Raw genomic sequence first — 16,457 nt, 5'->3', positions numbered from 1 at the left:
CAGCTACTTTTTCGTGGCAGCACGCTCAGCACGCTGGCGGCGCAGCTCTTTCGGATCGGCAATCAGTGGCCGGTAGATCTCAACCCGATCGCCCTCTTCAACCGTGTCACCAAGCTTAACCGGCCGGCTGAAGATCCCGGTTTTATTCTGCGCCAGATCGATATCGCGGCGCAGCTGCAGCAGGCCCGATGCCTCTATCGCCTGCTCTACCGTGGCGCCCTGCTCCAGCGTAACCTCACGCAGATACTGCTTATCCGGAAGCGCATAAACCACCTCCACGCGGATCTTAGTCACGATAGACCTCTTTGGCACGCTGGGTAAACGCCTGCACCATGCTGTTTGCCAGCTCTTTAAACACGCGCCCGAATGCCATCTCAACCAGCATATTGGTGAACTCAAAGTCGAGGCTCAGCTCAACCTTGCAGGCGTCATCACCCAGCGAGATAAATTTCCAGCCGCCGGTGAGCTTACGGAACGGGCCATCAACCAGCTGCATATGAATGCTCTGGTTGTCAGTCAGCGTATTGCGCGTGGTGAAGGTTTTACTGATGCCCGCTTTTGAGACATCGACCGCAGCGGTCATCTGATGACCGCTGTTATCCAGCACGCGACTGCCGGTGCAGCCAGGAAGAAATTCAGGATAGGCATCCACGTCATTCACAAGCTGGTACATCTGTGCAGCGCTATAGGGGACCAGCGCTGAGCGGCTAATCTGAGCCATAAGGGTTCCTGTTGGTCACAAAACCATTGAATTGTACCATTTTAGGCCATTAAACAAAAATTCATGCTTTTGCCAGCTGTGCTAAAATAGGATGTTTTTTACCGCCCCGCAGGACATGGGGATGCGCCCACAAACTGAGTAATGTAGACTACGCCGCACTATGACAAAGAAAAAAGCTCACAAACCCGGTTCAGCCACCATTGCCCTCAACAAACGCGCGCGCCACGAATACTTCGTCGAAGAGGAGTTCGAAGCGGGTCTGTCGTTACAGGGATGGGAAGTTAAAGCACTGCGCGCCGGTAAAGCCAATATCAGCGAAAGCTATATCATGCTGCGCGACGGCGAAGCGTTTCTGTTCGGCGCCACGTTCCAGCCGCTGATCGGTGCTTCAACGCACGTGGTATGCGACCCTACGCGCACCCGCAAACTGCTGCTGAAAGAGCGCGAGCTCGCTTCACTGTTTGGCAGCGTTAACCGCGACGGTTATACCATCATACCGCTTTCGCTCTACTGGAAGAACGCCTGGGCCAAGCTCAAAATCGGCGTCGCACGCGGTAAGAAAGAGCACGATAAGCGCTCTGATATCAAAGATCGCGAGTGGAAGATGGATAAAGCACGAATTATGAAGAGCGCCAGCCGTTAAGCACTGGATTCTTTTATAGATTTGCGCTACAGTTTTAGAACTTGGGGCTGATTCTGGATTCGACGGGATTCGCGAAACCCAAGGTGCATGCCGAGGGGCGGTTTGCCTCGTAAAAAGCCGCAAAAAAATAGTCGCAAATAACGACGAATACGCAGTAGCAGCTTAATAACCTGCTTGCAGCCCTCTCTCCCTAGCCTCCGCTCTTAGGACGGGGATCAAGAGAGGTCAAACCCAAAAGAGATCGCGTGGATGCCCTGCCTGGGGTTGAAGCGTTAAAACTAATCAGGCTAGTCTGTCAGTGGCGTGTCTGTCCGCAGCTGCCAGGCGAATGTAAAGACCGACTAAGCATGTAGTACCGACGGTGTAGTAATTTCGGACGCGGGTTCAACTCCCGCCAGCTCCACCAAAATTCTCCATCGGTGATTACCAGAGTCATCCGATGAAGTCCTAAGAGCCCGCACGGCGCAAGCCCTGCGGGCTCTTTTGTGTTTGTAGTCTGCCAATTGAGTGTGTCTGGATTGAGTGATTACAGCTACGCGTTTTATTGTGGGTTAAACGCGTGGACGGATCGCACTCATGGAACAGATAAGACGCCCCTGCTCTCTGGCTGGAATAACACCATACTCGCCACGCCAGACTAATGGCAGGAACGCGTCGTCAGTTCTCGCTGATTATTCTGCCCGCTCAGTAGAGGCGACGGCGCAGGCATCAAGGCGATTACCGCCGGAGATGCGGTGTCCGTTGACCCTAAGTACCGCGATGCCTACTCAACCCACATTCCGGCGGCGATTCTGGCTGTGAACAACAACCTAATGCGCTTCACCGACCACAGCGGGGGCGTGTCTCACTGCCGGGTGATACTGCACTCTCCGGAAATTATCCCAGCAGACGAGCACGACCCGCAGCTGAAGGAAAAATCAGCGGTGAGCTGGCCGTTATAGTGCGCCAGCTGATGCAGCAGTTCAGCCCGCCGCAGTAGGCCCGGTCGTTGCTTCAGTCGCAGCACAACTCCGCCGAGGCGATGCGCATCAAGCGCGATGCGAATCCGATGGTGGATTTCTGCGGCTACCTGTTTACGACGCCCGAGCCAAACGCACTCTATATGGGTAACGCCAGCATCAGGTCGCTTCAGCCCAGGCGTTACCTTTACCATGCCTATCTGGCCTACATGGAGGCCAACGGCTACAAGAATCCGCTCAGCATGAAGATGTTCGGCCTGTCGCTGGAGAGCATCATGCGGGAATAAGGACAGCAGTATATGAAGCGGCGCACAAAGTTGGGGATGCAAACCAACCTCGATCTCACGGAGGAAAGCAGCAGCAACTGGCAGCCGAAATGTGATGTTCCCACCGCAATGTGACTAACCAGAACCGGCGAAAGCCGGTTTTTTTACCCAATATCTCTAGCATTGAGCTGGGTTTCATCCTCAAGAGAAAACAAAACATAACTTAATGATATTTAAGAAAATATTGCGAATCCTATTGAAAGCTACAATTCAGTCCCATCTGAATCTGTTGACTTTCAATTGCTTATATATTTTATTTATGAGGTTAACAAAAGGTAAATGGAGGAATTATGAATTTAATAGGCTCTTTTGATGAGAAACTTGTTGGTAAAATTCTTGACCCAATTCATGGGACGATTCGAATTACTGAAATTGAAAAAAAAATAATAAACCACCCTCTTTTTCAACGTTTACGAAATGTTAGACAGAACACTTTGCTTTATAAAGTATTTCCATCAGCAGTTCATTCAAGATTTGAGCACTCATTAGGAGTTATGCATTTATCATATGAATTATTAAAAAACCTAGCACTTAATGTTGAGCGATACAACAATAAGACATATGAAGAGGGCGCAATCTATAGTAAAATAAAAACATTACCTGAAAATCATATTGTAAACTTAAGGATTGCTGCTTTATTACATGATATAGGTCACGGCCCCCTAGCTCATCTATTTGATAAGTTCGCCATTAAGAAAAAGGATTTTCTTCATCATATTGAAGGCGAAAAAAACAAAGAAACCTATCTAAAAATTGCAGAGTTATGTAAAGGTGAAAGATTAGATCATGAATTAATTTCATGCATATTTGCAATAGAAATATTGAATGATGTAAAATTGAAAAAAGAAGATATTGATTGTGTAATTAAGTTAATTGAAAGTAAGTATAAGCATGCATACCCTGAAGTGGATGGTGTTAATGTTCACAATTTATTGACGTCCATCATATCATCTTGCCCTATCGATGCTGACAGAATGGATTATTTACTCAGAGACAGTTTTTTCTCAGGGGTCAAATATGGCATTTATGATTACAGCCGTTTAATGATGTCTTTAGTGCCTATCAATGATAATAAAACCGTATATCTAACTTTTAAAGAAAGCGGCATTGACTCATTATTAGAATTTATTAATGCACGAAGCAGCTTATTTGGGCAAGTCTACTTCCATAAAACTAATAGATTCCTATCTAAAGCTTTGTACACTGCATGTGAAAGAATAACATCTGATGTAATAGATTTATCGGGGAATGATAGTTTAGTTAACAAGCTAACTAATTTCTACAAGAAGAACACCGACAACTATTTTTTAGAAGAAAATATCTTAAGCAGGATATCCAGTGCATATAAAAGCAATGAAACCGAGTTCCGCGTCAATAACACGTTAATCAATGATATAATCGAAAGAAATATATGGAAGAAGGTTTTCGAAAAAAAGACCACATTTTCTAATATCGAAATGTCTATCGAAGGGATTAATGATTTCACTAGTGAACTTAATTCCATCCTTGAGACGCAGAAGGAAACAAATAGCAAATATGATATAATGATAGATATTGTAAGCGAAAATAACTTTAAGGATATCGGAAAGTCCAGCATTAAACTCCTCAAAAAACAAGTGGATGATAACTATAGTTTAATAGATTTTTCCGACTCAAACAAAACATTCCAACCTCATCACAGAATTAAAATCTTAGCGCGAGTTTATTTAAACCCCAAAGGTTTAGAACCCATATCTGTCCTCGATGTTAAAAACAGCTTTAAACAGGTCGATAAAGATATTGAAGATCTATATATGCGCTGTCTAACAAAGCTAAATCGTAGAGCGAGCGACCAACAGAAGTAAGAGTTTAAAATTGACATAAGGTTGTCATTAAAATTAATAGCAACCTTCCTTTTTTTAGGTCATTCTTCTTTAGAAGTAAATTGCACCCATCATCATTCACCAATCAAACACCACTTAACACTCTGTTTTTATTTTAAAAATCACAGGGTGAACAGTGTGAAGGATAAATTCGAAAAGAAACTTTTCACGTATGATGGAATGTTCATTTTTATAGAAGTGATTAAAATGGAAGCCACAAAAAAATTCATCTTAGATGGTTTAGCAGACTTTGGCTTAAGCGATCTGCCAGGAAGGCCTTACGACAGTGCCTTTGAACTTTTAGCATCTCCTCCAGATCGAAAGCGCGTGATCATGATGGGTTTTAATGGCTCCCTCGTAGACGCTCACATCACCAACGCGCAATCCATTGAGAAAGATTTCGAGTACCCTACCATCTCTAATGTTCAGAACGGAATCGAGGGGGCATGGGGAATAACTCACCTCGCGAAGCGATTGCAACAAATCCCGGTAGGGCTTGGTTATGATTGGCAGGACGTTGTTTACACTAATGCTCTTATGATGTGCTCCCAAAATGCAGCATCCATACAAAAAGAAGCATTGAAGCAGAATTTATCCGTTGAGCAACTGGTGAAAAATTCTACGGGCTTCTTCGAGAATGTAACGCTGCAGCTTTGCAATCCAGAGGTGATTATCGCTTATAGCAATGGGCTAACTTCGTTGTCCGCTGCCAGTTTGTTACTTAAACATTTTGGCGAGGCTGGTTCATTGAAGTATTCGCATCCTATAGGGTATTACACCACATACGCGTTTTATGCTAAATTCCACAGCCAGCGGGTTCCGGTTGTGTGTGTGCGGCATATGTCGAGGTTCAAACCCCATGAAGAGTATATTAAATCAGCTATTTCGCTGATGAGATAAGATGGCCCAATTTCGAGTTTTGACCTGTTACTTTCCTGAATTGGTATACGTTTAGGTATACGGCGAAAACTTGAATTGAATAAAACATTTTATTTTCATATGGTTACATTTCTTTTTCAGACTCCGCCAGCGCGTGATTACCATAGTCATTTAATGAAGCTTTAAAAAGGCCTCACAGCATTAAACCCTATGGACTTTTTGCCCCTACGGCTTATCAACCTAGGCTTACCATACAGCTCATTCACCTTCTTCCCTAACTTACTCCCCTCCATACATACAGCTCACCCATCCAAACAATAACTCAGCCCAAAACCCTGCATTCGCCATTTCAAAACCCACCTCTGAGCAACAATATCCTGCGGCTATTTTTCCAGCTGATGTAACCCCCTCAGCACGTTTTCATTCACTTACAGTTTTATCCTGGAGCGCAACGTTGCTCAGTGTGCCACTCTTAACTACGCTCATATCACCAAATACGTTAAATGAGGGACTATGATGAAAAAGACCATTATTGCTGTATCTGCTTTCCTGCTGGCTTCTTCCGCGTTTGCGGCTACCACACACGCAACTGACGATACGGTCGCTAACGCTCAGGCTGGCGCTAACACCGCAAAAGAGAAACTGCATCAGGCGCAGCATCAGGGCGAAGAGCAGCGTCTCAAAGCGAAGCACGCGGCACAGGGCGAGCGCGACAGCATGTCCAGCAAAGCCAGCGAAGGCACCCAGAAAACCTGGAACAAGACCAAAGAAGGGACTGAGAAAGGCTGGGATGCGACCAAAGAAGGCGCACAGAAAGGCTGGAACAAAACCAAAGAAGGTGCCAGCGATCTGAAACAGAAAGTCAGCGAGTAAGCTGCACTGCTGTGATAAAAAGGCCGCCCTGCGGCCTTTTTGTTTTTCCGCTGCCGCATTTTGCATCCGGCGCTGTAACTCCCTACACTACCCCCACTCTCTGCAAGCTTAACGGTTACTTATGTCTGAAACCTTTACACGTCAGCCGCTGCCGCTGCCCGGCGGACACAATAAAGTGCTGCTGCACTCCTGCTGTGCGCCCTGCTCCGGCGAAGTGATGGAAGCGATGCTCGCCTCCGGCATCGACTACACCATTTTCTTCTACAACCCGAATATTCATCCGCTGAAAGAGTATGAGCTGCGCAAAGAGGAGAATATCCGCTTTGCTGAGCAGTTTGGCGTGCCGTTTGTGGATGCTGATTACGACAAAGATAACTGGTTTGAGCGCGCGCGCGGCATGGAGTGGGAGCCGGAACGCGGCGTACGCTGCACCATGTGTTTCGATATGCGCTTTGAACGCACCGCGCTTTACGCGCACGAGCACGGCTTTCCGGTGATCACCAGTTCGCTCGGGATTTCACGCTGGAAAGATATGAAGCAGATCAACGACTGCGGCGTGCGGGCGGCGGCGCACTATCCGGATATGCTCTACTGGGAGTTTAACTGGCGTAAAGGCGGCGGCTCGTCGCGCATGATTGAGATCAGCAAGCGCGAGCGCTTCTATCAGCAGGAGTATTGCGGCTGCATCTATTCACTGCGCGATACCAACCGTCACCGCGTGGCCGGCGGCCGCGAACGCATTGAGATCGGGGTGCAGTATTACGCGCCTGACGACGCGTAAACCGGCCCGAAACATTACCAGGCGAGCGCGTCACCTTTGTAATCAAGGTAGTGATGACCGCCCTTGCCGCGATAGCGCTGCAGCTGCGTAACCAGCCCTGCCGCGCTCTCTTCCGCTGTGATATCGGCGTTCTCGCCACCCATATCGGTTTTTACCCAGCCCGGATGCAGCGACAGCAGCGTCGCTCCCTGCGGCCGCATCTCTTTCGCCAGCGCGCGGCTCAGCATATTGAGTGCCGCCTTGCTGGCCGAATAGAGCGGCATCGCGGCGACGCGGTTTTCATTCAGGCTCGCCAGCTGTGACGTGGTGATCCCTACCACGCTCTGCTTATCACGCAGCAGCGGCAGCAGGCTCTCCGCCAGCCGCACCGGGGCTACCGCATTAGTGAGAAACAGCTCGCTCAGCTCCGCATCCTCTGCCTGCTGCAGCTGCTGCGCATCCGGGCCAAAGATGCCGGCGTTGATCAGCACCGCATCAAACTGCTCACCCTGTAACTGCTGCTGCAGCGCCGCACGCGCCGCGCCGTCGGTGATATCCAGCGCCAGCCAGCGCAGCCGATCGTGCTGGTATGATACCGCCGTGCGGCGGAAGGTGGCGGTCACGTCCCAGCCCGCCTGTAAAAACTGCTGTACCACCGCAAGCCCGATCCCTTTTGAAGCACCGATAATTAACGCGCGTTGTGACTGGCTCATACCTTTCTCCCGGACAGATAGCGAAACGGGCAGCGTATGCTGCCCGCGATGAACTAACGTAACACTAACGTTAGCATGGTAATCACCGTCATCATTAACACCAGGTGGCAGACCACCTTTGTCAGTTCCGGCTTTTTCATCGCTCCTCCTGCAGATCAGAACCACTGACCAAAACGTTTGATGTAGAGGGTTTTCATGCCCTGCGCCACCAGGCAGTAACCACACAGGGTTGCCACCAGCCACGGAAAGTAGGACCACGGCAGCGGCGTCAGCCCGACGCTGGCTCCCAGCGATGAGAACGGCAGCAGGACGCCGGCGATCATGACGCAGGCGGTGGTCAGCAGCACCGGCAGCGCGGCGCGGCTCTGAATAAACGGGATTTTGCGGGTGCGCAGCATATGCACCACCAGCGTCTGTGACAGCAGCCCCTCGACAAACCAGCCCGACTGAAACAGCGACTGCATCTCTGGTGTATTCGCAGCAAACACATACCACATCAGCGCAAAGGTGGTGATGTCGAACAGGGAGGAGGTCGGCCCAATCCACAGCATAAACCGTTTGATATTACGCGCGTCCCACCTGCGCGGCTTCTGCAGAAACTCTTTGTCCAGTTTGTCCCACGGCATCGCCAGCTGCGAGATGTCATACATCAGGTTCTGAATCAGCAGGTGGATCGCCAGCATCGGCAGAAACGGAATAAACGCGCTGGCGACCAGCACCGAAAAGACGTTGCCAAAGTTAGAGCTGGCGGTCATGTTGAGGTACTTGATGATATTGCCGAAGGTCTCGCGCCCTTTGATGATCCCCTCCTCCAGCACCCGCAGATCTTTCTCCAGCAGAATGATATCGGAGGACTCTTTGGCGATATCCGCCGCGCTGTCTACGGAGATCCCGACATCGGCCGCGCGCAGCGCCGGGGCGTCATTGATGCCGTCGCCCAGAAAGCCGACGGTATGCCCCTGCTGCTGCAGCGCCGTCACAATGCGCGCCTTCTGCAGCGGCGTGAGTCTGGCAAACACCGCACTCTGCTGCACAGCCTGCGCCAGCTGCTCGTCGCTCATCTGCGCCAGCTGCTCACCGGTTACGATAGCGCCGCTGTCGATACCCACCTCTGCACAAATGCGCGCGGTCACCACCGGGTTATCTCCGGTCAGAACTTTTACCGCGACGCCGTTATCGCGCAGCGCGCTGACCGCCGGCGCGGCGCTGGCTTTAGGCGGGTCCAGAAACGTCAGCAGCCCTTCTATAATGAGGTTCTGCTCATCCGCAACGTTCAGCGCCTGCTGCAGACCCGGCTCTTTAAGTACGCGGCTTGCCACCAGCAGCACGCGAAAACCCTGCTGATTATACCCGTGCGCCAGCGCCAGCAGCTCCGCGCGCCGGGCCTCATCCAGCGGCTGAATCAGCCTGCCCTCACGCTCTGCGACCGCGATGCTGAGCATCTCATCAACGGCACCTTTGCAGATCAGCAGCTGCTGATTAAGCCGGCGGTTGTGTACCACGACCGACACGCGCCGCCGGACAAAATCAAACGGCAGCTCATCGATTTTGCTCCACGCGTCGCTGACCGCACTGCCCAGGCGCGCGCCGCCATAGTGCAGAATGGCGCGATCGATCGGATTCGCGGTACTGCTCTGATAAAGGCTGTTGAGCCAGCTCAGCATCAGCACGCGGCTGTTCTCCACCCCGGCGCAGTCGACGTGCTGTGCCAGCGTAATGTTGTCCTGCGTCAGCGTGCCGGTTTTGTCCGTACACAGCACATCCATCGCGCCCAGGTTCTGAATCGCGTTCAGGCGTTTCACAATCACCTTGCGCCGCGACATGGCGATAGCCCCTTTTGCCAGATTAGAGCTGACGATCATCGGCAGCATCTCCGGCGTCAGACCCACCGCGACCGCCAGCGCAAACAGAGAGGCTTCCAGCCAGTCGCCTTTAGTGAAGCCGTTAAGCAGCAGTACCACCGGCACCATAACCAGCATAAAGCGGATCAGCAGCCAGCTGACGCTGTTTACCCCGCGATCGAACGCCGTCTGGCTGCGTTTACCGGTAAGCGATTTTGCCAGACTGCCGAAATAGGTATCGCTGCCGGTGGCGACCACCACCCCTTTTGCGCAGCCGCTGGCCACGCTGGTGCCCATCAGGCAGATGCTGCCTGACTCAAGCAGCGACGCGCTCTGTTCGCATCCGCCCGCCGCTTTACTGGTGACATGGCCGGTGACGTCATATTTTTCTACCGGCAGCGACTCGCCGGTCAGGATCGCCTGACTGATAAACAGATCGCGCGACTCCAGCAGGCGGAGATCGGCCGGCACCAGATCGCCCGCGGAAAGACAGATGATGTCCCCCGGCACCAGATCCGCGATATCCACTTCCCTGCGTACCGGCGACGCCTGCAGCGACGTACGCCGTATCACCGTTGCGGTCGTGCGCACCATCGATTTCAGCGCCTGGGCTGCTTTACTGGTGCGAAACTCCTGCCAGAAACGCAGCAGTCCGCTCAGCGTTACCATAGTGATGATAATCGCGATCCCGGTCAGGTCGGTCTCCCCGCCCTGCCGCCGCGGGATCCAGTAGTCAGTAAAAAAACTCACCGCGGCCAGCGCCATCAGCACATAGATAAATGGATTGCTGAACGCCTGCAGCAGCTGCAGCAGCGCCGGTGGCGCGTCAATATGCCGGGCATCGTTAGGGCCATAGCGGCGCAGGCGTGCCGCAGCTTCTTCTTCGGTCAGGCCGGTAGCCTGACTGCACAGCCGTACCAGCGTTTCATCCGCAGTAAAGCCCGCTTCCTGTTCAATACGGTAACGCGGCGACTGCAGATCCTTTTTCCGGTTATTCCGCTGCAGATTATATTTCATATTGTTCATGTGACACCCCGATGGTGTTATTCAGGCAGGCGCTATCCTGCGCCAGACGCATAATAAACAGAGAGCCTGATAATTAATCAGCACGCTGAACCCGCAATTATCGGGCAAAAAGATGACGCGCTTTTAATTAATAAAAAGCGTGACGATCCCGCACCAGATAAAAGTGAGCCAGTGAATTTGTATGGCGTAATGTCTGACTGAAAATGCGAAGTCAGGTTTAACGCGCAGCAGACAGGTGCACGCTGAGGATCAGCGTGCGCATCGGGGCGGTGGAAATAGCGCGTTGTAAATCAGAGACATAATAACTCCCGCGAACCTGTATTGGTTATCAGCATTGAGTGTCCGGGAGCATTCTGCAGAAAACAGAACGTGCCGCCCGCCAGAGTGGCAAGCAGCAGGAAAAGGATCCGTGCTTCAGCTTGCCATGTATCGCCATCGATAAAGTTGACTGTTCAACGAGATCCTCCAGATAGTTAATTGCCGTTATTATATTTACGCAGTTAATGAAGTAAAGGTGAATATAGCGCATGAGCGTTTTATCTAAATTTTGTTGCCGTTTGGTTGAGCAGGCTATTAACGATCTGCGACAGTCGCCCCATTCATCGGGAGAAAAGCCGGGGCTGAAACATTTCTGAAAAAGCGTATCTGATGCGTACTATGCTGGTTATTAGCGGCCATAACCCTTATAACAGAACCTCCGGGCTTAGAACCTAAAAGCATATGCATAGCCATAAATAGACTATTCTTCACTGGTACGCTCTCGTAAACTCGCGTTACTTTTTTAAGGCAAGGAAACAACATGAAAAAAATTATTCCCTCACTGCTGGCGCTGTCGCTGGTGGCCGCCTTCTCTGCGCACGCTGTCACACCCAAAGATACGCTGGTGATTGCACAGTCTACCGATGATGCTGACAGCTTCGATCCGGCGCAGGGCTTTGAACTCACCACGGTACAGTCATTCACTAATATCTATCAGCGCCTGGTTCAGTCCGATCCGCAAAACCCGACCGACCTGAAACCGACCCTGGCGACCTCATGGCAGCCGGGCAGCGATAACCGCAGCCTGACGTTTGAGCTGCGTAAAGATGTGACCTTTGCCAGCGGCAACCCGCTGCGCCCGGAAGATGTGATCTTCTCGCTGGGTCGCGTGGTTAAACTCAATCTTGACCCCTCTTTTATCCTGACGCAGCTCGGCTGGAATAAAGATAACGTTGATAGCTTCCTGAAAAAGGTGGATGACCAGCACGTACAGATCAGCTGGAACGCTAACGTCAGCCCGGCCTATGTGCTGAGCCTGCTCTCGGCACCGGTCTCTTCTATCATCGATGAAAAAACGGCGCAGGCTAATGCGAAAAACGGTGATTTCGGTCATGCGTGGCTGGGCACTCACTCTGCCGGCAGCGGCCCGTATCAGATCCGCAAAGTCGTGCTGCATGAAGCGGTTCTGCTGACAGCAAACCCCTCTTCTCCCGCCGGCGCGCCGAAGCTGAAGAACATTCTGATCAAAAACGTACCGGAGCCTGCGGCGCGCCGCCTGCTGCTGGAACAGGGTGATGTGGATATCGCACGTAACCTGGGCGCTGACCAGATTGCCGCGCTAAAAGGCAAGGCGGGCGTCAAAACTGACGCGATCCCGATGGCGTCGCTCTACTACATTCAGTTTAACGTCGGCAAAGATCCGGTGCTGAAAAACCCGGCGCTGTGGGAAGCGGCACGCTACCTGTTCGATTATAAAGGCATTGCCGATAACTTGCTGAAAGGGCAGTTTGAAGTGCATCAGACCTTCCTGCCGAAAGGCTTCTTAGGCGCGCTGAATGAAACGCCATACAGCTACGATCCGGAAAAAGCCAAAGCGATTCTGAAGAAAGCGGGCCTGACCAATGTGAGCTTTACCCTCTCCACCAGCAACCAGCCGCCTTATCTTGATATCGCTCAGGCGCTGCAGGGCAGCTTTGCGAAGGGCGGCGTAAAAGTTGAGGTGCAGCCGGGCCTCAGCTCTGAAGTCTCAACGCGCGTTAAAGCGCATCAGTTTGAAGCGACGCTGAACGCCTGGGGTGCCGATTACTTCGATCCCAACACCAACGCCGCCTCATTTGCCTATAACCCGGAAGATGGCAGCAAAACCATCGCCTACCGCTCTGACTGGCACATTCCGGAGCTGAGCAAGCAGACGCTGGCTGCCACAGCGGAAGCGGACAGCAACAAACGCGCAGAGCTGTACCAGGCGATGCAGCGCGAAGTGCTGAAAAACTCCCCGTACGTGATTGGCCTGCAGGCGCGTAATCTGGTTGCGCTGCGCGACAATCTGAAAGGCTATGTGCAGGGTATTAACCCCGATATGGTCTATTACGCGCAGGTCTCTAAATAATGTCCGTATCTGCTTCACAGACCGGGTTCGCCCGGTCACTCTGGCAGCGCGGCAGCCGCCTTGTCACCAGCCTGCTCTCGCTGCTGGTGACGCTGCTCGGGCTGCTGGCGTTTACCTTTATGCTGTCGCACCTCTCACCGGTCGATCCGGTGCAGCAGATTGCCGGCGATCATGCCAGCGAAGCGACCTACGCGCAGGTGCGGCACGATCTCGGACTTGACCAGCCGGTGCTGGTGCAGTTCTGGCGCTATATCAGCCACCTCGCGCGCGGCGATTTGGGTCTCTCTCATCTGACGAATCAGCCGGTGAGCGCCGACCTGCTGCGTACCTTCCCGGCCACGATTGAGCTGGCCACCTGCGCGATGATCTTTGCCGCCGTGTTTGGCGTGGCGCTGGCGCTGCTGGCGGCGTGGAAGCCGGGCAGTGTTATCGACAACGTGGCGCGTTTTATTTCGCTGCTGGGCTATTCGGTGCCGGTGTTCTGGCTTGGGCTGCTGGGCCTGCTGCTGTTCTACGCGGTGCTGCACTGGTCAGCCGGACCGGGCCAGCTGGATGATATCTGGGTCTATACGCTGGAACCCAAAACCGGCTTTGTGCTGATCGACAGCTGGCTCTCCGGCGATCCGGAGATGTTCCGTAACGCGATTGCGCACCTCTGGCTGCCGGTCGTGATCCTCGGTCTGCTGGCGATGGCGGGCATTACCCGTCTGCTGCGTGCGGCGCTGCTCGAAGAGAGCAGCAAAGAGTATGTGGTACTGGCACGCGCAAAAGGTGCGGGCCGCACGCGCATCCTGCTGCGTCATATTTTGCCCAACGTCACCGGTACGCTGATCACCGTGATTGCGCTCTCCTATGCCACGCTGCTGGAAGGCTCGGTGCTGACAGAGACCGTATTCGCATGGCCGGGCGTGGGCCGCTATATGACCAACGCTCTGTTCTCAGCGGATGTGCCGGCTATCCTTGGCGCCACGCTGCTGATTGGCGGCTGCTTTATTCTGCTTAACGCCGTGGCTGACGCCCTGACCTGGTTAACCGATCCGAGAACCCGATGACTCAACAACTTCACGAACTGGAAAGCGTGCGTCCGCGTCGTCGTCGGGCGCGCGTGACTTCCCTCTCCATCGGCCTGACGCTGGTGGTCATTCTGATTGTGATGGCGCTGCTGGCACCCTGGCTGGCTCCGTTTGATCCGAATGTGCAGACCATTAACCAGCGCCTGCTGCCGCCCTCCGCGCTGCACTGGTTTGGCACCGACGGCTTTGGCCGCGATCTGCTGTCGCGCGTGATTTACGGCGCGCGCCCGACGCTGCTGCTGGTGTCGCTGATCCTGGTGCTGACGATCCCGGTGGGATTACTGATTGGTATTACCGCCGGTTACGTGGGCGGCTGGACCGAGCGCGTGCTGATGCGCATTACCGATATTTTCCTGTCGCTGCCGAACCTGGTGATTGCGCTGGCGCTGGTCGCCATGCTCGGTCCGGGCCTGATGAACGGCGCGCTGGCGCTGGCGCTGACCAGCTGGCCGCCGTTTGCCCGCCAGGCGCGTGCAGAGACGCTGGCGCTGCGCCGCAGCGACTATCTTGCCGCCGCGCGCATGCAGGGTATCACCGGCCTGCGGCTGATGTTCGGCCATATTCTGCCGCTCTGCCTGCCGACTGCCGTCGTGCGTGCTGCGCTCAGCCTCGGCGGTATTATTCTCTCCGCTGCCGGTCTCGGCTTCCTCGGTATGGGCGTACAGCCCCCTACTGCCGAGTGGGGCTCAATGGTTGCCGAAGGCAGTAAAGTTATTTTCGATCAGTGGTGGGTGGCGGCTGCGCCCGGCGCTGCGATTTTGTTCGCCAGCCTGGCGTTTAACCTGACAGGCGACGGCCTGCGCGATCGACTGGATACCCGCCATGCAAAATGATTTATTAATTGATGCCCGCGGGCTGAGCATCCGCAGCGGCGACTCGCTGCTGGTGGATAACATCAGCTTTCAGATTGGCCGCGAACGCGTGGCGCTGGTCGGTGAATCCGGCTCCGGCAAATCGCTTACCGCACGCTCGCTGATGGGCCTGCTCTCCCCTTCCCTGCAGCTGCAGGCTGAACGTCTGCAGATTGCCGGTGCTGATGCTCAGCGTCTGCAGGAGCGTGACTGGATCACGCTGCGCGGCGGAAAAGTAGCGATGGTGATGCAGGACCCGAAATATGCGCTTAACCCGACGCGCACCATCGGCTGGCAGGTAGAAGAGCCGCTGATTTTGCATCGCAAGCTGAGCCGCGCTGAGCGACGCGAGAAAGTGTGTGAGATGCTGGCCGCCGTTGGCCTGCCTGAACCGCGTCAGCTGATGAAGCGCTATCCGCACCAGCTCTCCGGCGGCATGGGTCAGCGCGTGATGCTGGCGATTGCGCTGATTACCGATCCGGAACTGCTGATTGCCGACGAGCCAACCTCCGCGCTCGATCACGCCATGCGCGATCAGGTGCTGGCGCTGATCCGCCGGCTGGTTGAGCAGCGTAATATGGGGCTGCTGCTGATCAGTCACGATCTGCAGCAGGTCTCAGAGCACTGCGAACGGGTGATGGTGATGTATAAGGGCCGGCTGCTTGATACGCTGCCTGCCGCACAGCTCTCTCATGCTACCCACCCCTATACCCGCACGCTGTGGGCCTGTCGTCCCGGTAAGGCGACGCACGGCGAACGTCTGCCGGTGCTGGATCGCGCCGCGCTGGAGAGAGAGAATGATTGAGTTATCAAACCTGAGCGTTGCCCATAAGCACGGCTATGAGCTGCGTACCGTGGTGCACGACGTCTCCCTGCAGGTCGCTGCCGGTGAGTGTTTTGGTCTGGTTGGCCCATCCGGCTGCGGCAAATCGTCGCTGCTGTGGGTGCTGGCCGGTCTGAATCCGCACTGGCAGGGCGAGATGACGCTGGCGCAGACGGCAGTCCAGCCGGGCAAAGCCTTTACCGGCCAGCTGCGACGCGATGTGCAGATGGTGTTTCAGGATCCGTATGCCTCGCTGCATCCGCGCCATCGCCTGCGCCGCACGCTGGCGGAGCCGCTGAAGTTGTTAAAGCGCGATAATATCGATGACCGCATCGACGCAGGTTTTCGTCACGTGGGTCTCGATCCGGCGCTGGCGAACCGCTATCCGCATCAGCTCTCGGGCGGACAGCGCCAGCGCGTGGCGATTGTGCGCGCGCTGCTGCTGGAACCTAAAATTCTGCTGCTGGATGAACCGACATCGGCGCTGGATATGTCAGTCCAGGCGGAGATCCTCAACCTGCTGAACGATCTTAAACAGAACGACGGGCTGACCATGGTGCTGGTCAGCCACGATCCGGACGTTATCGATCATATGTGCGACCGCGCGGCGCATATGGCGCAGGGACGGATCGTGAGCTAACGGCGCACGGGTTCCGGGTCGCATATGCCTGCATCACATCTGCAGGGTGCGCATTTATGCGCACCTCCTATTCAGGCGCACTCCACTAAACATTCAGGA

The 16,457-nt window shown here is 53.8% G+C and carries 14 protein-coding genes, 1 other RNA gene and 1 pseudogene; 12 read left to right on the top strand and 4 right to left on the bottom strand.

What is annotated here, in order from left to right:
• Positions 1-3: 3 nt before the first annotated feature.
• Together DBY66_RS11805 and DBY66_RS11800 are read right to left on the bottom strand one after the other, a co-directional pair.
• On the bottom strand, positions 4-297 hold the full coding sequence (locus DBY66_RS11805; protein WP_190315027.1) for an RnfH family protein: 294 nt from the start codon (positions 295-297) through the stop codon (positions 4-6).
• Positions 287-721 carry a type II toxin-antitoxin system RatA family toxin gene (locus DBY66_RS11800; RefSeq protein WP_039379733.1) on the bottom strand — a complete coding sequence of 145 codons (435 nt, stop codon included), beginning with the start codon at positions 719-721 and terminating at the stop codon, positions 287-289. Before DBY66_RS11800 ends, DBY66_RS11805 begins: the two co-directional genes overlap by 11 nt.
• Before the next feature lie 160 nt (positions 722-881).
• On the opposite strand from DBY66_RS11800, the gene smpB reads away from it, so the two are divergent.
• The 7 genes and pseudogenes from smpB to DBY66_RS11760 all read left to right on the top strand — a co-directional run bounded on the left by smpB (position 882) and on the right by DBY66_RS11760 (position 7,044).
• The gene (smpB, locus tag DBY66_RS11795) at positions 882-1,364 is read left to right on the top strand and encodes an SsrA-binding protein SmpB (protein ID WP_065648644.1); all 483 of its coding nucleotides are present in this window, start codon (positions 882-884) and stop codon (positions 1,362-1,364) included.
• Positions 1,365-1,407: 43 nt separating this feature from the next.
• Positions 1,408-1,770: a transfer-messenger RNA gene (ssrA, locus tag DBY66_RS11790) on the top strand.
• A gap of 286 nt (positions 1,771-2,056) precedes the next feature.
• Positions 2,057-2,724, top strand: a pseudogene (locus tag DBY66_RS17940) (primase-like DNA-binding domain-containing protein); the annotation flags it as partial.
• A gap of 215 nt (positions 2,725-2,939) precedes the next feature.
• Positions 2,940-4,493, top strand: a complete 1,554-nt coding sequence (locus DBY66_RS11775; RefSeq protein ID WP_108569428.1) for an HD domain-containing protein — start codon at positions 2,940-2,942, stop codon at positions 4,491-4,493.
• A 156-nt stretch (positions 4,494-4,649) separates the two neighbouring features.
• On the top strand, positions 4,650-5,411 hold the full coding sequence (locus DBY66_RS11770; protein ID WP_233499586.1) for a hypothetical protein: 762 nt from the start codon (positions 4,650-4,652) through the stop codon (positions 5,409-5,411).
• Positions 5,412-5,906: 495 nt separating this feature from the next.
• On the top strand, positions 5,907-6,263 hold the full coding sequence (locus DBY66_RS11765; RefSeq protein ID WP_108569600.1) for a hypothetical protein: 357 nt from the start codon (positions 5,907-5,909) through the stop codon (positions 6,261-6,263).
• Positions 6,264-6,384: 121 nt separating this feature from the next.
• Positions 6,385-7,044 carry an epoxyqueuosine reductase QueH gene (locus DBY66_RS11760; protein WP_065648639.1) on the top strand — a complete coding sequence of 220 codons (660 nt, stop codon included), beginning with the start codon at positions 6,385-6,387 and terminating at the stop codon, positions 7,042-7,044.
• Positions 7,045-7,058: 14 nt separating this feature from the next.
• On the opposite strand, the gene DBY66_RS11755 is transcribed toward DBY66_RS11760, so the two are convergent.
• On the bottom strand, positions 7,059-7,736 hold the full coding sequence (locus DBY66_RS11755) for an SDR family oxidoreductase (RefSeq protein WP_108569427.1): 678 nt from the start codon (positions 7,734-7,736) through the stop codon (positions 7,059-7,061).
• Between the two features lie 155 nt (positions 7,737-7,891).
• Positions 7,892-10,603: a magnesium-translocating P-type ATPase gene (mgtA, locus tag DBY66_RS11750; RefSeq protein ID WP_108569426.1), complete on the bottom strand. Its 2,712-nt coding sequence runs from the start codon at positions 10,601-10,603 to the stop codon at positions 7,892-7,894.
• A gap of 799 nt (positions 10,604-11,402) precedes the next feature.
• On the opposite strand from mgtA, the gene DBY66_RS11745 reads away from it, so the two are divergent.
• Genes DBY66_RS11745 through DBY66_RS11725 form a run of 5 tightly spaced genes read left to right on the top strand, consistent with a single transcriptional unit; the run spans position 11,403 to position 16,358 of the window.
• Entirely contained in the window at positions 11,403-12,971 is a 1,569-nt protein-coding gene (locus tag DBY66_RS11745) for an ABC transporter substrate-binding protein (protein WP_108569425.1), read from the top strand.
• Complete coding sequence (locus tag DBY66_RS11740) at positions 12,971-14,023, top strand: ABC transporter permease (protein WP_065648635.1); 1,053 nt, start codon at positions 12,971-12,973, stop codon at positions 14,021-14,023. Before DBY66_RS11745 ends, DBY66_RS11740 begins: the two co-directional genes overlap by 1 nt.
• Positions 14,020-14,877, top strand: a complete 858-nt coding sequence (locus DBY66_RS11735) for an ABC transporter permease (RefSeq protein ID WP_039379748.1) — start codon at positions 14,020-14,022, stop codon at positions 14,875-14,877. The genes DBY66_RS11740 and DBY66_RS11735 overlap by 4 nt, the downstream gene beginning before the upstream one ends.
• Entirely contained in the window at positions 14,867-15,700 is an 834-nt protein-coding gene (locus DBY66_RS11730) for an ABC transporter ATP-binding protein (protein WP_108569424.1), read from the top strand. Before DBY66_RS11735 ends, DBY66_RS11730 begins: the two co-directional genes overlap by 11 nt.
• Positions 15,693-16,358: an ABC transporter ATP-binding protein gene (locus DBY66_RS11725; RefSeq protein WP_071668506.1), complete on the top strand. Its 666-nt coding sequence runs from the start codon at positions 15,693-15,695 to the stop codon at positions 16,356-16,358. Before DBY66_RS11730 ends, DBY66_RS11725 begins: the two co-directional genes overlap by 8 nt.
• Positions 16,359-16,457: the final 99 nt, after the last annotated feature.

This window comes from Pantoea sp. RIT413, assembly GCF_003057675.2.
In the GTDB taxonomy this organism is placed as follows: Bacteria; Pseudomonadota; Gammaproteobacteria; order Enterobacterales; family Enterobacteriaceae; genus Pantoea; species Pantoea eucrina.
The sequence above is the reverse complement of the archived record's forward strand: the minus strand, read 5'-3'. Positions and strand labels throughout refer to the sequence as shown.